Below are 14,106 nucleotides of genomic sequence, written 5' to 3'. Positions count from 1 at the left end.
GGCCATATAATCGGTTCCCGTTCCGTACCCTTCTTCTGATCGGATCGCCGCCCCATGGCAAGTCCCGTCCTGTCCGCCATTCCCGCCAAGCCGCTCGCGAAGCTGGAGGCAGGAAAGCAGTTCGTCATCTCGTCGGAATTCAAGCCTGCCGGCGACCAGCCGACCGCAATCGAGGAACTGACCGGCGGCCTCCAGCAGGGCGAGAAGGATCAGGTGCTGCTGGGTGTCACCGGATCGGGCAAGACCTTCACCATTGCGCATGTCATCCAGGCGATGCAGCGGCCGACGCTGGTGCTGGCGCCGAACAAGACGCTGGCGGCACAGCTCTACGGCGAGATGAAGTCGTTCTTCCCGAACAACGCGGTGGAGTACTTCGTCTCCTACTACGACTATTACCAGCCGGAAGCCTACGTCGCGCGGACCGACACCTACATCGAGAAGGAATCCTCGATCAACGAGCAGATCGACCGTATGCGCCACGCGGCGACGCGGTCACTGCTGGAGCGCGACGATGTCATCATCGTCGCCTCGGTGTCCTGCATCTATGGCATCGGCTCGGTCGAGACCTATTCGGAGATGACCGTCGACCTGCGCAAGGGCGAGATCATTTCCCAGCCCGAGCTGCTGCGCAAGCTGACCGAACTGCAATACAAGCGCAACGACGCCTCCTTCGGGCGCGGCCTGTTCCGGGTGCGCGGCGACACGGTGGAGCTGTTCCCCGCCCACATGGAGGACCGCGCGTGGCGCATCTCCCTGTTCGGCGATGAGATCGAGGCGATCCACGAGGTCGATCCGCTGACCGGCGAGAAGCTGGCATCGCTGGAGGCCGTGCGCGTCTACCCCAACAGCCACCACGTCATTCCCAAGCCGACGCTCAACCAGGCGCTGGGCCAGATCAAAAAGGACCTGAAGATCCGGCTGGAGGAGTTCAGCGCCGAGGGCAAGCTGCTGGAGGCCCAGCGGCTGGAACAGCGCGTGACCTTCGACCTGGAGATGATGGCGGCGACCGGCGCCTGCGCCGGCATCGAGAACTACTCGCGCTACCTGACCGGCCGGGCACCCGGCGAGCCGCCGCCGACGCTGTTCGAATACCTGCCGAATGACGCCCTGCTGATCGTCGACGAAAGCCACGTCATGGTGCCGCAGATCGGCGGCATGTACCGGGGCGACCTGGCGCGCAAGACGATCCTGTCCGACTACGGGTTCCGCCTGCCGAGCTGCAAGGACAACCGCCCGCTGAAGTTCGAGGAATGGGAGGGCATGCGACCGCAGACGGTCTTCGTCTCCGCGACTCCCGGTCCGTGGGAACTTGAGCGAACCGGCGGCGTCTTCACCGAGCAGCTCGTCCGCCCGACCGGGCTGATCGACCCGCCGGTGATCATCCGCCCGACCGAGACCCAGGTCGACGACCTGATCGGCGAGTGCAAGGAGGTCGTCGCCAAGGGCTATCGCATCCTGGTCACCACGCTCACCAAGAAGATGGCGGAGGCGCTGACCGAATATATGCACGAGGCGGGCCTGCGGGTGCGCTACATCCACTCCGACGTGGAGACGCTGGAGCGCATCGAGATCATCCGCGACCTGCGGCTCGGCGCCTATGACGTGCTGGTCGGCATCAACCTGCTGCGCGAGGGGCTGGACATTCCGGAATGCGCGCTGGTGGCGATTCTGGACGCCGACAAGGAGGGCTATCTGCGGTCGAAGACCTCGCTGATCCAGACCATCGGCCGTGCGGCGCGCAACATCGATGGGCGGGCGATCCTCTATGCCGACAAGATCACCGAGAGCATGAAATACGCCATCGACGAGACGGCGCGCCGCCGCGAGAAGCAGATGGCCTACAACCTCGAACACGGCATCACGCCGGAATCGGTGAAGAAGGCCATCGGCGACATTCTGGAAAGCGTGTTCGAGCGCGGCGACCATGTGACGGTGAAGACCGGCATGAACTCCACCGAGCTGGTCGGGCACAACCTGAAGACCGTCATCGCCGATCTGGAAAAGCGTATGCGTGCGGCCGCCGCCGACCTGGAGTTCGAAGAGGCTGCCCGCCTGCGCGACGAACTGCGCCGGCTCGAGGCGATGGATCTGGGGTTGGAGACTCCCGGCAGCATCGGCATCAGCAGCGCCCGCCAGGGCCGGGGCATTCCAGAAGGCGCCCCGAAGAAGCAGGGTCGCCGTCGTCGGGGACCGTGACCCCCGGCGCCCCTTGTCCGCAATAAGTTGCATCACCATACTTGCGCTTCCCGTTAGGATGAAGCGGGTTCGCAGGAGGGTCGAGGTTTGCTGGTTCGTCGTGTCGCGATGGTGCCGCTGATTGCACTGGCGCTGTGGGGTGCCGGTGCCGCGTCCGCCCCCATCGCCGCGGCGGCGGATGCCCAATCCGCGGCCAAGCCGAAGGCGGTGGCCGAGCTGTCGCCGCCGTCATTGAAGACCAAATCCACCGACTGCGAACTGGCGGAGCAGGGCGACGCCAGTGCCGCCTTCCGCCTGGCCCGCCGTTACCTGTTCGGCAAGGGGGTGCGCAAGGACCGGCGGCTCGGCACCGCATGGCTGCGCGCCGCCGCGTCGCGCGGGAACCCGGAGGCCCGGCGGCTGGTGAACTATGTTCCCGGCCGGATGGGGCGTATCCGGCCCTGGTGCCGCCCCGGTGCCGGTCCGGTGCGCGAAGTCGGACCGCCTCCGGCCGAAGTGGTGGCGCTGGTCAACACCATCGCTCCGAAATACGGGATCGACCCGGCGCTGGTCCTGGCGGTGATCCAGGCGGAAAGCGCCTTCCGCACCGATGCGGTGTCGCCGAAGGACGCTGCCGGGCTCATGCAGCTGATCCCGGACACCGCCGACCGCTTCGGAGTCGGCAACGTCTTCGACCCGAAGGAGAACATCACCGGCGGCGTGAAGTACCTGCGCTGGCTGCTGGCCTATTTCCAGGGCGACGTGACGCTGGCGCTGGCCGGCTACAATGCCGGCGAGGGGGCGGTGGACCGCTACAAGGGCGTTCCCCCCTACGACGAGACCCGCAACTATGTCCGCGTCATCCGCCGGAATTACGACGCGCTCAACCATCCTTTCGACCGTTCGGTGGCGGAGCCGTCGTCGGCCCTGTCGGCGATCCGCGCCGCCGCGGAGGCGGAGTTGCCACGCGCCGCCAAATCGCCGAAAAAGGGATAAGTCTCGTCGAACCTGAACAGGAGTCCCCGCCCGTGCCGATGTCCGAACGCCACGTCCTCGGCCTCAGCGCCGCCGGGTTCCACAAGATCGCCTACACCCAGTGGGGGCGTGACGATGCCGCGCGGACGGCGGTCTGCGTCCACGGGCTGACGCGTAACGGCCGCGATTTCGACAGGCTGGCTCTGGCGCTGGCCGATGGCTGGCGCGTCGCCTGCCCGGACGTCGTCGGGCGTGGGCGCAGCGATTGGTTGCCGGTGCCCGCGCTCTACGGCTATCCGCAATATTGCACCGACATGGTCGCGCTGATCGCCCGCATGGGGGCGGAGACGGTCGACTGGGTCGGCACCTCGATGGGCGGGCTGATCGGCATGACACTGGCGGCGCAGTCCAACAGTCCGATCCGCCGCATGGTGATCAATGATGTCGGTCCCTTCATCGCCCAGGCAGGGTTGCAGCGGATCGCCGATTACGTCGGCAAGGACCCGGTGTTCGAGGATCTGCCGGCGCTGGAATCCTACCTGCGCTTCGTCCTGATGGGGTTCGGCACGATCGGCGACGAATGCTGGCGCCATATGGCCGAGCACAGCGCCCGGCCGCTGCCCGACGGCCGTTTCCGCCTGGCCTATGATCCGACCATCGGCGAGGCGTTCAAAACGGCGCCCATCGGCGATGTCGACCTGTGGGCTCTGTGGGACCGTGTGCGCTGCCCGGTGCTGGTGCTGCGCGGCGCCGACTCCGACCTGCTGAGTGCTGAAACGGCGGAGCGGATGGCGGAACGCGGACCCGGGGCGGCGGGTCTCGTGCGCGTGGTGGAATTTCCCAACACCGGCCATGCCCCGTCCCTGATGACGGACGAGCAGATCGCCATCGTCCGCAATTTCCTGGCGGAGGGCTGAGCGCCCGCCGCTACGGAAACGTCAGTTCACCCGACGAAGCACGGTGTCGAGCCGGCCGTGGCCGTCCTTGTCCAGCCAACTGGCTGCAATGCGGCCATCCGGGCGCATGCGGTAGCGCAGGATGTTGCGGCCCTTTTCGTCGAAGACCAGTTCGCCGTTTTCGACCCGGCCCCTGCGGCGTACCCGCTCGGAAGGCTGGTCGGCTTCCATGCCGGCGCCGAGCACATAGTCGGCATAAACGGCGTCGCCTTCCGCCTTCTCCACCGACAGAGCGACTTCGCGGCCATTGATGTAGCTGCCGTACCACATGCCCATGTAGGGGCGCAGCGCGGTCGTGGCGTCGTTGCCCTTGGCGGAGCCGGAGGCATTGGCGGGCAGGGCCGCCGCCTGCAGCATCTCCGCGCTGGGGCTGCGGCCCCAGGACTCGTCGCAGGGCGGGTCGGCCGGGGTCGGCGGCTCCTCGGCGAAGCGGACGATGCAGGAGCCGAAGCGGCGGACGAACAGGCCGGTGTTGGCGGCGCCGTGGCCGGTCAGCAATGCAGGCTGGTCGACGATCAGGCTGCCCAAGCCGCGCTGGGACAGGATGTTGCGGGCGGGATCGGCCCGCCCGCCGGGATCGAAGTCGTCGCCGTGGAAGAAGAACATCATCACCCGCGCCCGGCGGACTTCGCGCAGGATCGGCCAGAGTTGGGCCGCGTTCTCGCGATAGCTGTCGAAGGCCTCGGTGAAGTTGCCGAAGGCGGCTGGCGCGGTGGCGACGACGGCGTCGATGGCGTTGGTCTGCCCGGCGGCGATCAAGGAGATGAAGGCACCAAAGGACTGGCCGGTCAGGGCGACCCGGCGGTAGCCCTTGGCCTTCAGCGCCTCCGAGTAGCCGGCCAGCGCGCGGGAGCTGTTGGGCAGCGTGTCGCTGACGCGCATGCGGTCCAGCCGGTAGACATCCCAGCCGGCGTCGCGCAACGCTTTCATGTAGAGTGGGGTAGGGGCCTCCGAATCCTCGGAATCCACCGAACGACCATGGCTCCATACAATGGCACCACGCGCTTTGGCCGGTCCGGCCAGCGATGCCTCTCCATAAGCGGATTTCAGGACGATCTGCGCCGCTGCCGGATGGGCCACCGTCAGGCCTCCCGCAACAGCAAGTCCGATTGCCGCGACCAGTCCGAGAACAGCCCCCCGAATCCTCCGCCTCATGCCCAGCGATCCCCCTGTACTGCGAGTCGGTTCAGGATTGCCGTGGTTCGTTAACGCGACCTTTCCAGCACTCCCGCCGTCACGGCCGGGCCAATTTTGTCACAGGGAAAAACGCAATTAAGAATGACTCGCAATAAATGACGAGCGGTGGTAGTATGGTCCTGCAACCGGAATGAGGAGCATCGGCATGTGCGGGACCGAGGAAGTGGGGCGGTCGTCGCCCTGGACGGTGATGGATTTGACGACGGCCGAACGGGCTCTTCTGACCGGCGTCCGCCAGTGGTTCCGCGCGGGCACCGCCGGGGCCATGGCGTCGATGCGCATCGGGCTGAATGTCGCAGGCGTGCCGAACACGGCGCTGTTGCCCCTGTTCGCTCTGCTCGGCACCTTCGCGGTGGCCGGTGCCCGCAAGCCGGAGATCCGTTGCCCCGCCTGCAGCCGGATCAGCGTCGACGAGGCGGCCCTGCTGGATTCACTAGCTGCCGTTCAAGGCGGCGACTCCGAAGTGGCGGCGCAGCTGCTCGACCGCTGGCTTCCTCCGGTGGCGTCGTGCATGGCGACCGACGCGATGGGCGAACTGGCAGGCATACTGGACGGCGCCCGCATCTTTCTGCCGCGCCGCAGGCCGGCGCGGCTGGTACCGGTTCGAAGCGGCATGCCGCTGGCCGCGGAATAGCGGCCGGCGGGTTCGGCGGTCGGACACAGCTGTGAAATCGAGGCCGATTCTGCGCAATCCGATCTATTCTTTGGCCAGCCTCAAGCTGCGGCTGCCGTCGGAGCCCACGCCGGCAGCGGCCTTATCGTCCGGCAGGCGCTTGTGCAGAAGCCACTGATCGATGGCGACGCGGACCAGCCGTCCCGCCGGCGTGTGATAAAGGAACTGTCCGCGCTCACGGCCGCAATGCTCATATCCCAGACGCTCGTAGAAGGGCAGGACCCCGGCATTGTCGCGGTCGACGCCCAGTTCGGCGAAAGGTACCCCGCGTTGGATCACCACACGCTCGGCAGCCTGCAGCAGCCGGACGCCGATCCCGAGACCACGGAAAGGCTGGAACACCCGCAGGGCCCATAGGGTAGCGCGGCCGCTCGGCCGCTTGCGCAGGAAGTCGATGCAGATCTGCCCGACCGGGAAGCCGTTGACGTCGGCCAGCAGCATGGCGCCGTCGCCGCGTTCCTGCAGCCGGAAGGCCCCGGTGATGATTTCCCGATGGGGAGTGTGCAGACCGTACCATTCCAGGTCCGGCAAATCGTCCTGCACCGCTGGACGGATCGTCACGGGCAGTGCAAGGACCGAGCGGTTGCCGTCTCCCGCTTCCGTTCCGGCGCAGTCATTGCTGGCCGTGCCGCAGATGCCGACGCGGCGGTGTGCTGTTGCCATGATGCCGATGCCTCGCAGGTTCTTCCCCGCACCCCGCCGCCGATGGGACGGCGGCTTCGCAGACAACCCTACACGGCAGGCGGTCGTTCCCATGCTGCGCGGTCGGGATAAGGCTTTCGGCCAAGCGGCACCCGCCGCCCGGCATCAGGGGCCAGGCAACCGGAGAGTCGGGACAGAACGGAACTGCATCCAGATAAGAAAATGCCGGCGGAGCCAAGGGCGCCGCCGGCATCGAGGTGACAGGTCTGGAGGCAACAGGCGAGCCCGAGGGCCCGCGGGAACGATGTGAGGTCGACCGGGGGGCGGCCTCACATTAGACCCCAGCCGAAGCCGCGGCCCCGGATAGGGGAATGGGGTTACGGGGCCGGTCAGGCCACCATCGGCGTGGCCGGGCGGCGCAGGGCCTGGGCAGCACTCAGAACGGCCTTCTGGAGCTTTTCGAACGCCCGAACCTCGATCTGGCGGACCCGTTCGCGGGAAACCGAGAATTGCTGGCTCAGCGCCTCGAGCGTGGAGGGATCGTCCTTCAGGCGGCGCTCGAACAGGATGCGGCGTTCACGGGCATCCAACCGGTCCAGCGCCTGTCCGACCAGCCGGCGGCGCAACGCCAGCTCATCGGCATCGGCCAGCATCGTGTCCTGGGTCGGGCGATCGTCGGCCAGCAGTTCCAGCCAGTTGGTTTCGCCGTCGGTCGACAGTGTGGCATCGAGCGAGCTGTCATTGGCGGCCAAGCGGCGATTCATCTCCACCACTTCGGTCTCCGGGACGTCCAGTTCGGCAGCGATGGTAGCCACGGTCTCCGGCGACAGGTCACCCTGCTCCAATTCGGCCATCTGGCTCTTCAGGCGACGCAGGTTGAAGAACAGCTTCTTCTGGGCGGCGGTGGTGCCCATCTTCACCAGCGACCAGCTATGCAGAATGTATTCCTGGATGGCGGCGCGGATCCACCATGTGGCGTAGGTGGCGAAACGGAAGCCCCGTTGCGGATCGAATTTCTGGGCGGCCTGCATCAGGCCGACATTGCCTTCGGCGACCAGATCGACGAGCGGCAGGCCGTAGCCACCGAAGCCGCGGGCGATCTTGATGACGAGGCGGAGATGGCTGCCCACGAGCTGTTCCAGGGCCTGCGGACTTCCGCGCTCCCGCCAAGCGACGGCGAGGTCACGCTCGACGTCCGGCGCGAGAATGGGAAAGCGCTTGGACTCCTCGATGTAGCGGGTCAAGCTGGCGTTTTCACCGGTCAGCAGTTTCTTCAGCACGCGAATGCCTCCTCTCCAACGCTTCCTGGGGCAGCCTCTTTTCGAAGGCCGGCCCATGTCGGGGCCCATGGCGGGGGTCGCCTTAGAGGCGATGCTCCATCGGCGGACGCAGGAATATCGTCCGTCGCTTCGGCTTTGGCTGGTTTTGGTTTGTAAGGATTTTGTATTTTGCCCGGTGTCGTAAGGAACTGCGTCCTTTTGACACTGTTAATGTGGCCGCGAAAATGCGACCGATCAACCCTGTAAAGGGCGTGTTCCGGGTGTTTTTCGGCGTATACCCAGGCTCTTCTTCCACCCGCACCGGCAGTCTGGGAGAGGAGGCAATCCTATGACCTATGACTTCCGGCCAGGTAACGTCCGGGCGAGGGCGGCCTCTCCGATCGGCTGGGTGAGGCCCTTGCGGGTCACCGCCGATACACCGCACTCCCGGAATGGATCGGCGGCACATAGGCCACCGGCCGGTTGGGATAGCGTGAGGCGGCTATGCCTCTGCGGTGAGGAGGGGGATAGGACCGCCCGGGACCCATCAACCATACCGGAACCCTAGATGGGAAGGCCGACCCGCTTCGCCACCCGAACATTGGTCATAGGATGTCGATCGCAACGGGGTAGTCCGGCTGTAAGTCCGGCGCTTCGGCAGCCGACATCTCCGTTGCCTCCCGCCCGTCCATGGCCTTGGCCCGTCCATCGACAGGGCAAAAGAAAAAGGCACGCCTGGGGCGTGCCTTTTTCTTCGACGATATGTGGCGGCCGATTATTCGGCAGCCGCGCGCTTGCGGCCAAGTCCGAGCTTGGTGGCCATCTCGGAACGCGCCTTGGCGTAGTTCGGGGCGACCATCGGATATTCCGGCGGAAGCCCCCACTTGGCACGATAATCGTCCGGCGTCATGTCATAGACGGTCTTCAGATGCCGCTTCAGCATCTTCAGCTTCTTCCCGTCTTCCAGGCAGACGATGTATTCCGGCGTGACCGACTTCTTGATCGCGACCGCCGGAACCAGTTCGGCCTTGGCCGGAACCTGCTTGTCGTCGCCCAGATTGCGGAATGCCACCTGAACGCTGTTGATCAGCGCAGGCAGATCGTGGACCGGCACCGAGTTGTTGCCGACATAGGCGGCGACGACCTTCGCGGTCAGCGATTGCAGTTCTGTTTGATCGATGGTCATGGCTGCGCTCCCCTGGGGCGTGGTTGCAGGCGTATCAGCCGTTGACCAGATCGCGCAGCTGCTTGGCCGGCTTGAACTTCGGAGCCTTGGAGGCGGCGATCGCCACGACTTCGCCCGTCCGCGGGTTGCGGCCTTCACGGGCGGCGCGCTCAGCCACCTCGAAGATGCCGAACCCGGCCAGGCGCACATCTTCCCCGCGACCCAGCGCGCCGGAGATGCCCTCGAACACAGTCTGAACGACCTTGGCCGCGTCGGCCTTCTTGATGCCGGCGTTGGTGGCAACGGTTTCGATCAGCTCGGCCTGGTTCATGCAAAACTCCATTTGTTCGGTTTGGTTTCGGTTTTTCGGAGTTATTGGCAGAACGGCACCATCCGCACAAGAGCGAACAGGGATTGGGCAACCGCTGGTGTTTTTCTTGACCGTCATTCGTTTGCCATCTGTGGCGGCATTGCATCAAGAGCCGAGTCCCGACGGCGGTCGGACCGTATCGGCCGCAGTTTTCCGTAACCTCATACCCCCTCGACCGATACCGGGCGCGCGACTCGCGAAGGCGAGGGGAAGTCGCGGTGCGGTTGTTTTGCTTTTGCCGACACTTGCGCTGTTTGGACCATCTTGACGACCGGCTCGGCGACACCATCTGCGAGGAAGTTCGGATCCGGGCCCCTCTGGCGATCGAGGCGTCGGTCGTGATGTCGGAACCGCTTGATCTCACCGCTCACGCAGCGTCATCAAGTGGGTTTTGCAATGGACAGCGTTATTGCGCCGGTTCTCCTGGAGTTTCTGGGAAAACCGGTATGGGTTTGGCTTATCTTCGTTGGTATCGTTCTGTCGCTTCTGGTGTTGGACTTGGGTGTTCTCAACCGGCGCGACCACGTGATCGGGGTCGGCGAAAGCCTGAAGCTCTCCGCCTTCTACATCGCAGTCGCCATGCTGTTCGGCGGCTGGGTCTGGTGGTCGATGGGCGGCGAGGCCGGTTTGCAGTATTATACAGGCTTCTTCGTCGAAAAAAGCCTGTCTCTGGACAACGTCTTCGTCATATCACTGATCTTCAGTTATTTCGCGGTTCCCCGCGAGTTGCAGCACAGGGTGCTGTTCTGGGGTATCCTGGGTGTCATCGTCCTGCGCGGCCTGATGATCGGTGCCGGCGCCGCCCTGGTATCGGAATTCCACTGGATCCTCTATGTCTTCGGAGGCTTCCTGCTGCTGACCGGCATCAAGATGCTGTTCGCGAAAGACGAGGAAACCAACTTCGGCGAAAATGCCGTGCTGCGGTTCTTGAAGCGTCATATGCGCGTCACGGACCGCTTCCACGGTCATCATTTCGTCGTCAAGGAGCCCGTGGCGACGGCGGATGGCGGCAGTGCCGTGCGTTGGGCGGCCACGCCGCTCCTGTTGGCGCTGATCATGGTGGAATTGGCCGATCTGGTCTTCGCGGTGGACAGCGTGCCGGCGATCTTCTCCATCACCACCGATCCCTATCTGGTCTATACCAGCAACATCTTCGCCATCCTCGGCCTGCGTGCGCTGTATTTCGCGCTCGCCGCGATGGTCCATCGCTTCCGTTATCTGAAATATGCGCTGGCGTTGGTGCTGGTTTTCATCGGCGGCAAGATTTTCTACACGCAATTCTTCGGCAAACCCGATCCGCTGATCGCGCTGGGCGTCACCTTCGCCCTGATCGGCGGCGGCGTGGTGGTGTCGTTGTGGAAGACCAGCCGGGAAACCAGGACCGCTGCGGCGGAGTAACGCCACGGCAGGCGGGCGGAGGACGCGGTTCCCGCGCCTCCTCTCCCCGTCAGAACCCCAGCTTCACCAGTTCGGCGATGCTTTCCGCTGCGTTGCGGTGGAGGATGAAGCGGCCACCGGCCGCCTCCCACGGGTCACGCGCCTTCTCGCGGTCGTCGACCAGAATGGCGCCTGGACTGGCATGACGGGCCTTGTCGCGGGCCATGCAGGTGATGACGGGAACATCGGTCCCCAGCATGCGGGCGACCCAGCGCTTCTTCTGCTCGGGCGCCCAGCTGCCCAGCGGCAGGCCGGTCAGGATGGTCGGCTGGTGCGGGGCGCAGAACTGCCAAAGCTCCTGCGCGTCATGGATGAACTCCAGCGTGCCGAAGAAGTCGGTGTGGCGGGACAGAGCCCGCCACATCTCCTTCATCGCCAGCTGTTCCGGCCGCTTGCCGGTGGCCGCGACGACGCCGCGGTCGAAGTCGGCGAGCACGCCATCCAGGTCGAGGAACAGGGCCGCAGTCACCTCATGCCCCGCTCAGTTCCGTCCGTTCGCGGAACTCATCGAGCGCCTGCGGATTCGACAGAGCCTCCGTATTCTTGATCGGACGGCCGTGGACGGCATCGCGTACCGCCAGTTCGGTGATCTTGCCGGAGCGCGTGCGCGGGATGTCGGTGACCTGCACGATCTTGGCCGGCACATGGCGGGGGGAGCAATTGTCCTTGATCCGTTTCCGGATGGTGGCGGCGAGAGCCTCGTCCAGCGTCATGCCCTCGCGCAGGACGACGAACAGCACGACGCGGACATCGCCGTCCCATTCCTGGCCGATGCAGACCGCCTCCATGATCTCCGGCAGCTGTTCGACCTGCCGGTAGATCTCCGCCGTGCCGATGCGCACGCCGCCCGGATTCAGCACGGCGTCCGACCGCCCGTAGATCACCCAGCCGCCATGCACGGTCTGTTCGATGAAGTCGCCGTGGACCCAGACATTGGCGAAGCGGTCGAAATAGGCGGACCGGTATTTCGATCCGTCCGGATCGGCCCAGAAGCCGATGGGCATGCTGGGGAAGGGGCGGGTGCAGACCAGTTCGCCCTTTTCGCCGCGGACAGCGACGCCGCTGTCATCGAACGCCTCCACCGCCATGCCCAGGCCTCGCGTCTGGATCTCGCCCGTCCACACCGGGGAGATGGGATTGCCCAGAACGAAGCAGGACATGATGTCGGTGCCGCCGCTGATCGACGCGAGGTGGATGTCCTGCTTGATGGAGCGATAGACGAATTCGAAATTCTCCGGCATCAGCGGCGATCCGGTGGAGGTCAGCGTCCGTACGCTTACCAAAGAATGGGTCCTGATCGGCTCCAGCCCCGATTTCTCCAGCGACTGGATGAATTTGGCGGACGTGCCGAACAGGGTCACCCGCTCCGCATCGGCATAGTCGAACAGGATGTTGCCGCTGGGAGCGAAGGGCGATCCGTCATAGAGGACCAGGGTCGTGCCGCTGGCCAGACCGGTGACCAGCCAGTTCCACATCATCCAGCCGCAGGTGGTGAAGTAGAACAGCCGGTCGCCGCTCTTGAGATCGCAGTGGAGCCGATGCTCCTTTACATGCTGCAGCAGGGCGCCGCCGGTACCGTGGACGATGCATTTCGGCTTTCCGGTGGTGCCGGAGGAATAGAGGATGAACAGCGGGTGGTCGAAAGCGACCCGTTCGAAGCTGGGCTCGTTCGCCGCGTGGGGCGCCATGAATTCCTGGAATCCGACCGCGGCCGGGATCATCGACAAGTCCGGCGCCTTGTCGACATAGGGGATGATGACGGTGGCGACGACGGTCGGCAGGTCCTTCAGGACTTCGGCCAGCTTGGCGCGGACATCGTGGCTCTTGCCGTTGTACCAGTAGGCGTCGGGGGCGAAGACCACCTTCGGTTCGATCTGGCCGAAGCGGTCGGTGATGCCCTGGATGCCGAAATCGGGCGAGCAGGAGGACCAGACGGCACCCAGGCTGGCCGTGGCGATCATCGCCGCCAAGGTTTCCGGCATGTTCGGCATGATCGCGGCGACGCGGTCGCCCTTGCCGACGCCCTTGGCCTTCAGCGCCTGCTGCAGGCGGGAGACGGTGGCCTTCAGCTCCGCTCCGCTCCAGCGATATTTCACCTTGTCTTCGCCCCAGAAGACGACGGCGTTTTCGTCGGGCGCACCGGCCAGCAGGTTCTCGGCATAACTGAGGCTGGCTTCCGGGAACCAGCGGGCGCCGGGCATCCTGTCGCCGTCCAGCAGATCGACGGCGCCGAGGTCGCCGGTCAGCCCGGCCCATTCCCACAGGAAGCGCCAGAATCGCTCCTTCTCCGCGATCGACCAGTTGTAGAGCGCGTCGTAATCGTCCAGCCGCAGTCCGAATCGCGCATTCGCCGCCTCGCGGAAAGCGGTCAGGTTGGCCTGCGCGATGCGCTCCTCACTCGGGCTCCACAGCGGAGTGTCCATTCTCGATTCCCTCAGCGTCTCGTCTTCGCCGGCGCCAGCCGCCGGCTCTCCTGCCGGGTTGCTTGTTCGTGCCCCGGATTGCCGTGCAGCATAGCGCATGGCCACGCCGGTTGTCTTTCCCCGGCTGGACGAAAAGGGATAGGGAGGCAGGGGCAAAGGCAACGGAATCAAGGAGCTGAAAACAGAAGCGGCGGGAAGTTTCCTCCCCGCCGCCTTCCGGTGCCGCCCGTTCAGGCCGCCTTTTTCTTGCCGGCGCCGATCCTCGGCTCCTCGCCTTTCACCAGGCGGCGGATGTTCGCCTCGTGCCGGATGAAGACCAGAACCGCGATGAACAGGCAGAGGCCGGCGACCAGCGGTCCGCCGAAATACCAGCCGGTCAGCGGGCTGATGCCCAGCGCGGTCAGCGCCGACAGGGACGAGATGCGGAACAGCGCCGCCATGACGATCCAGGTCAGGCAGGCCAGCAGTCCGACCGGCCAGCACACCGCCAGCAGCACGCCCAGTGCCGTCGCCACGCCCTTGCCGCCCTTGAAGCCGAGCCAGACCGGGAAGCTGTGGCCCAGCATGGCGCCGCCGGCGGCCAGCACTGCCGCTTCCGGCCCGGCCCACCACAGGGCGAGCAATGCTGCGATGGCGCCCTTGCCGCTGTCGAGCAGCAGGGTGGCCAGCGCCAGCGGCTTGTTGCCGGTGCGCAGCACGTTGGTGGCGCCGATGTTGCCGGAACCGATCTGGCGGATATCGCCGAGGCCAGCCATCCGGGTCAGCACCAGCCCGAAGGGGATCGAGCCCAGCAGGTAGCCCAGCAGGGCGGCAAGCACGAGTGTCGGCACCGGA

13 protein-coding genes are annotated in these 14,106 nt (G+C 65.5%); 5 read left to right on the top strand and 8 right to left on the bottom strand.

What is annotated here, in order from left to right; genetic code table 11:
- Window positions 1-54 precede the first annotated feature (54 nt).
- The 3 genes from uvrB to JHL17_RS01725 all read left to right on the top strand — a co-directional run bounded on the left by uvrB (window position 55) and on the right by JHL17_RS01725 (window position 4,067).
- Complete coding sequence (gene uvrB / locus JHL17_RS01735) at window positions 55-2,196, top strand: excinuclease ABC subunit UvrB (protein WP_200190331.1); 2,142 nt, start codon at window positions 55-57, stop codon at window positions 2,194-2,196.
- 87 nt (window positions 2,197-2,283) lie between these two features.
- The gene (locus JHL17_RS01730; protein WP_247893256.1) at window positions 2,284-3,171 is read left to right on the top strand and encodes a lytic transglycosylase domain-containing protein; all 888 of its coding nucleotides are present in this window, start codon (window positions 2,284-2,286) and stop codon (window positions 3,169-3,171) included.
- Window positions 3,172-3,203: 32 nt separating this feature from the next.
- Window positions 3,204-4,067 (top strand): alpha/beta fold hydrolase, encoded by an 864-nt coding sequence (locus tag JHL17_RS01725; protein ID WP_200190330.1) that lies wholly within the window; start codon window positions 3,204-3,206, stop codon window positions 4,065-4,067.
- A 21-nt stretch (window positions 4,068-4,088) separates the two neighbouring features.
- Here JHL17_RS01725 and JHL17_RS01720 read toward each other — a convergent pair whose 3' ends face one another.
- Window positions 4,089-5,186, bottom strand: coding sequence for an alpha/beta hydrolase (locus JHL17_RS01720; RefSeq protein WP_345773735.1), 1,098 nt, complete (start codon window positions 5,184-5,186; stop codon window positions 4,089-4,091).
- 262 nt (window positions 5,187-5,448) lie between these two features.
- Here JHL17_RS01720 and JHL17_RS01715 point away from each other — a divergent pair, with 262 nt between their 5' ends.
- Window positions 5,449-5,937, top strand: coding sequence for a hypothetical protein (locus tag JHL17_RS01715; protein WP_200190328.1), 489 nt, complete (start codon window positions 5,449-5,451; stop codon window positions 5,935-5,937).
- Between the two features lie 63 nt (window positions 5,938-6,000).
- Here the strand turns inward: JHL17_RS01715 and JHL17_RS01710 are convergent, their stop codons facing one another.
- The 4 genes from JHL17_RS01710 to JHL17_RS01695 form a co-directional block, all read right to left on the bottom strand.
- Window positions 6,001-6,639 carry a GNAT family N-acetyltransferase gene (locus JHL17_RS01710; RefSeq protein ID WP_200190327.1) on the bottom strand — a complete coding sequence of 213 codons (639 nt, stop codon included), beginning with the start codon at window positions 6,637-6,639 and terminating at the stop codon, window positions 6,001-6,003.
- A gap of 368 nt (window positions 6,640-7,007) precedes the next feature.
- Window positions 7,008-7,898 (bottom strand): RNA polymerase sigma factor RpoH, encoded by an 891-nt coding sequence (gene rpoH / locus JHL17_RS01705; RefSeq protein ID WP_200190326.1) that lies wholly within the window; start codon window positions 7,896-7,898, stop codon window positions 7,008-7,010.
- 754 nt (window positions 7,899-8,652) lie between these two features.
- The gene (locus JHL17_RS01700; protein WP_200190325.1) at window positions 8,653-9,063 is read right to left on the bottom strand and encodes a Ros/MucR family transcriptional regulator; all 411 of its coding nucleotides are present in this window, start codon (window positions 9,061-9,063) and stop codon (window positions 8,653-8,655) included.
- A gap of 34 nt (window positions 9,064-9,097) precedes the next feature.
- Window positions 9,098-9,373 (bottom strand): HU family DNA-binding protein, encoded by a 276-nt coding sequence (locus JHL17_RS01695; protein WP_200190324.1) that lies wholly within the window; start codon window positions 9,371-9,373, stop codon window positions 9,098-9,100.
- Window positions 9,374-9,808: 435 nt separating this feature from the next.
- Between JHL17_RS01695 and JHL17_RS01690 the strand changes: the two genes are divergently transcribed.
- Window positions 9,809-10,810 carry a TerC family protein gene (locus tag JHL17_RS01690; protein WP_200190510.1) on the top strand — a complete coding sequence of 334 codons (1,002 nt, stop codon included), beginning with the start codon at window positions 9,809-9,811 and terminating at the stop codon, window positions 10,808-10,810.
- Window positions 10,811-10,859: 49 nt separating this feature from the next.
- Here the strand turns inward: JHL17_RS01690 and JHL17_RS01685 are convergent, their stop codons facing one another.
- The 3 genes from JHL17_RS01685 to plsY form a co-directional block, all read right to left on the bottom strand.
- Window positions 10,860-11,318: a hypothetical protein gene (locus tag JHL17_RS01685; protein ID WP_200190323.1), complete on the bottom strand. Its 459-nt coding sequence runs from the start codon at window positions 11,316-11,318 to the stop codon at window positions 10,860-10,862.
- Window position 11,319: 1 nt separating this feature from the next.
- Window positions 11,320-13,272, bottom strand: coding sequence for an acetoacetate--CoA ligase (locus tag JHL17_RS01680; protein ID WP_200190322.1), 1,953 nt, complete (start codon window positions 13,270-13,272; stop codon window positions 11,320-11,322).
- A 230-nt stretch (window positions 13,273-13,502) separates the two neighbouring features.
- Window positions 13,503-14,102 (bottom strand): glycerol-3-phosphate 1-O-acyltransferase PlsY, encoded by a 600-nt coding sequence (gene plsY / locus JHL17_RS01675; protein WP_200190321.1) that lies wholly within the window; start codon window positions 14,100-14,102, stop codon window positions 13,503-13,505.
- Between the last annotated feature and the right edge of the window lie 4 nt (window positions 14,103-14,106).

The sequence above is a fragment of the Azospirillum endophyticum genome (assembly GCF_016595245.1).
In the GTDB taxonomy this organism is placed as follows: domain Bacteria; phylum Pseudomonadota; class Alphaproteobacteria; order Azospirillales; family Azospirillaceae; genus Azospirillum; species Azospirillum endophyticum.
The sequence above is the reverse complement of the archived record's forward strand: the minus strand, read 5'-3'. Positions and strand labels throughout refer to the sequence as shown.

What these genes read in the sequence shown, in the direction of transcription:
- uvrB (WP_200190331.1), top strand. Translation starts at nt 55, where the DNA reads ATGGCAAGTCCCGTCCTGTCCGCCATTCCCGCCAAGCCGCTCGCGAAG.
- JHL17_RS01715 (WP_200190328.1), top strand. Translation starts at nt 5,449, where the DNA reads ATGTGCGGGACCGAGGAAGTGGGGCGGTCGTCGCCCTGGACGGTGATG.
- JHL17_RS01710 (WP_200190327.1), bottom strand. Translation starts at nt 6,639, where the DNA reads ATGGCAACAGCACACCGCCGCGTCGGCATCTGCGGCACGGCCAGCAAT.
- JHL17_RS01700 (WP_200190325.1), bottom strand. Translation starts at nt 9,063, where the DNA reads ATGACCATCGATCAAACAGAACTGCAATCGCTGACCGCGAAGGTCGTC.
- JHL17_RS01695 (WP_200190324.1), bottom strand. Translation starts at nt 9,373, where the DNA reads ATGAACCAGGCCGAGCTGATCGAAACCGTTGCCACCAACGCCGGCATC.
- JHL17_RS01690 (WP_200190510.1), top strand. Translation starts at nt 9,809, where the DNA reads ATGGACAGCGTTATTGCGCCGGTTCTCCTGGAGTTTCTGGGAAAACCG.
- JHL17_RS01680 (WP_200190322.1), bottom strand. Translation starts at nt 13,272, where the DNA reads ATGGACACTCCGCTGTGGAGCCCGAGTGAGGAGCGCATCGCGCAGGCC.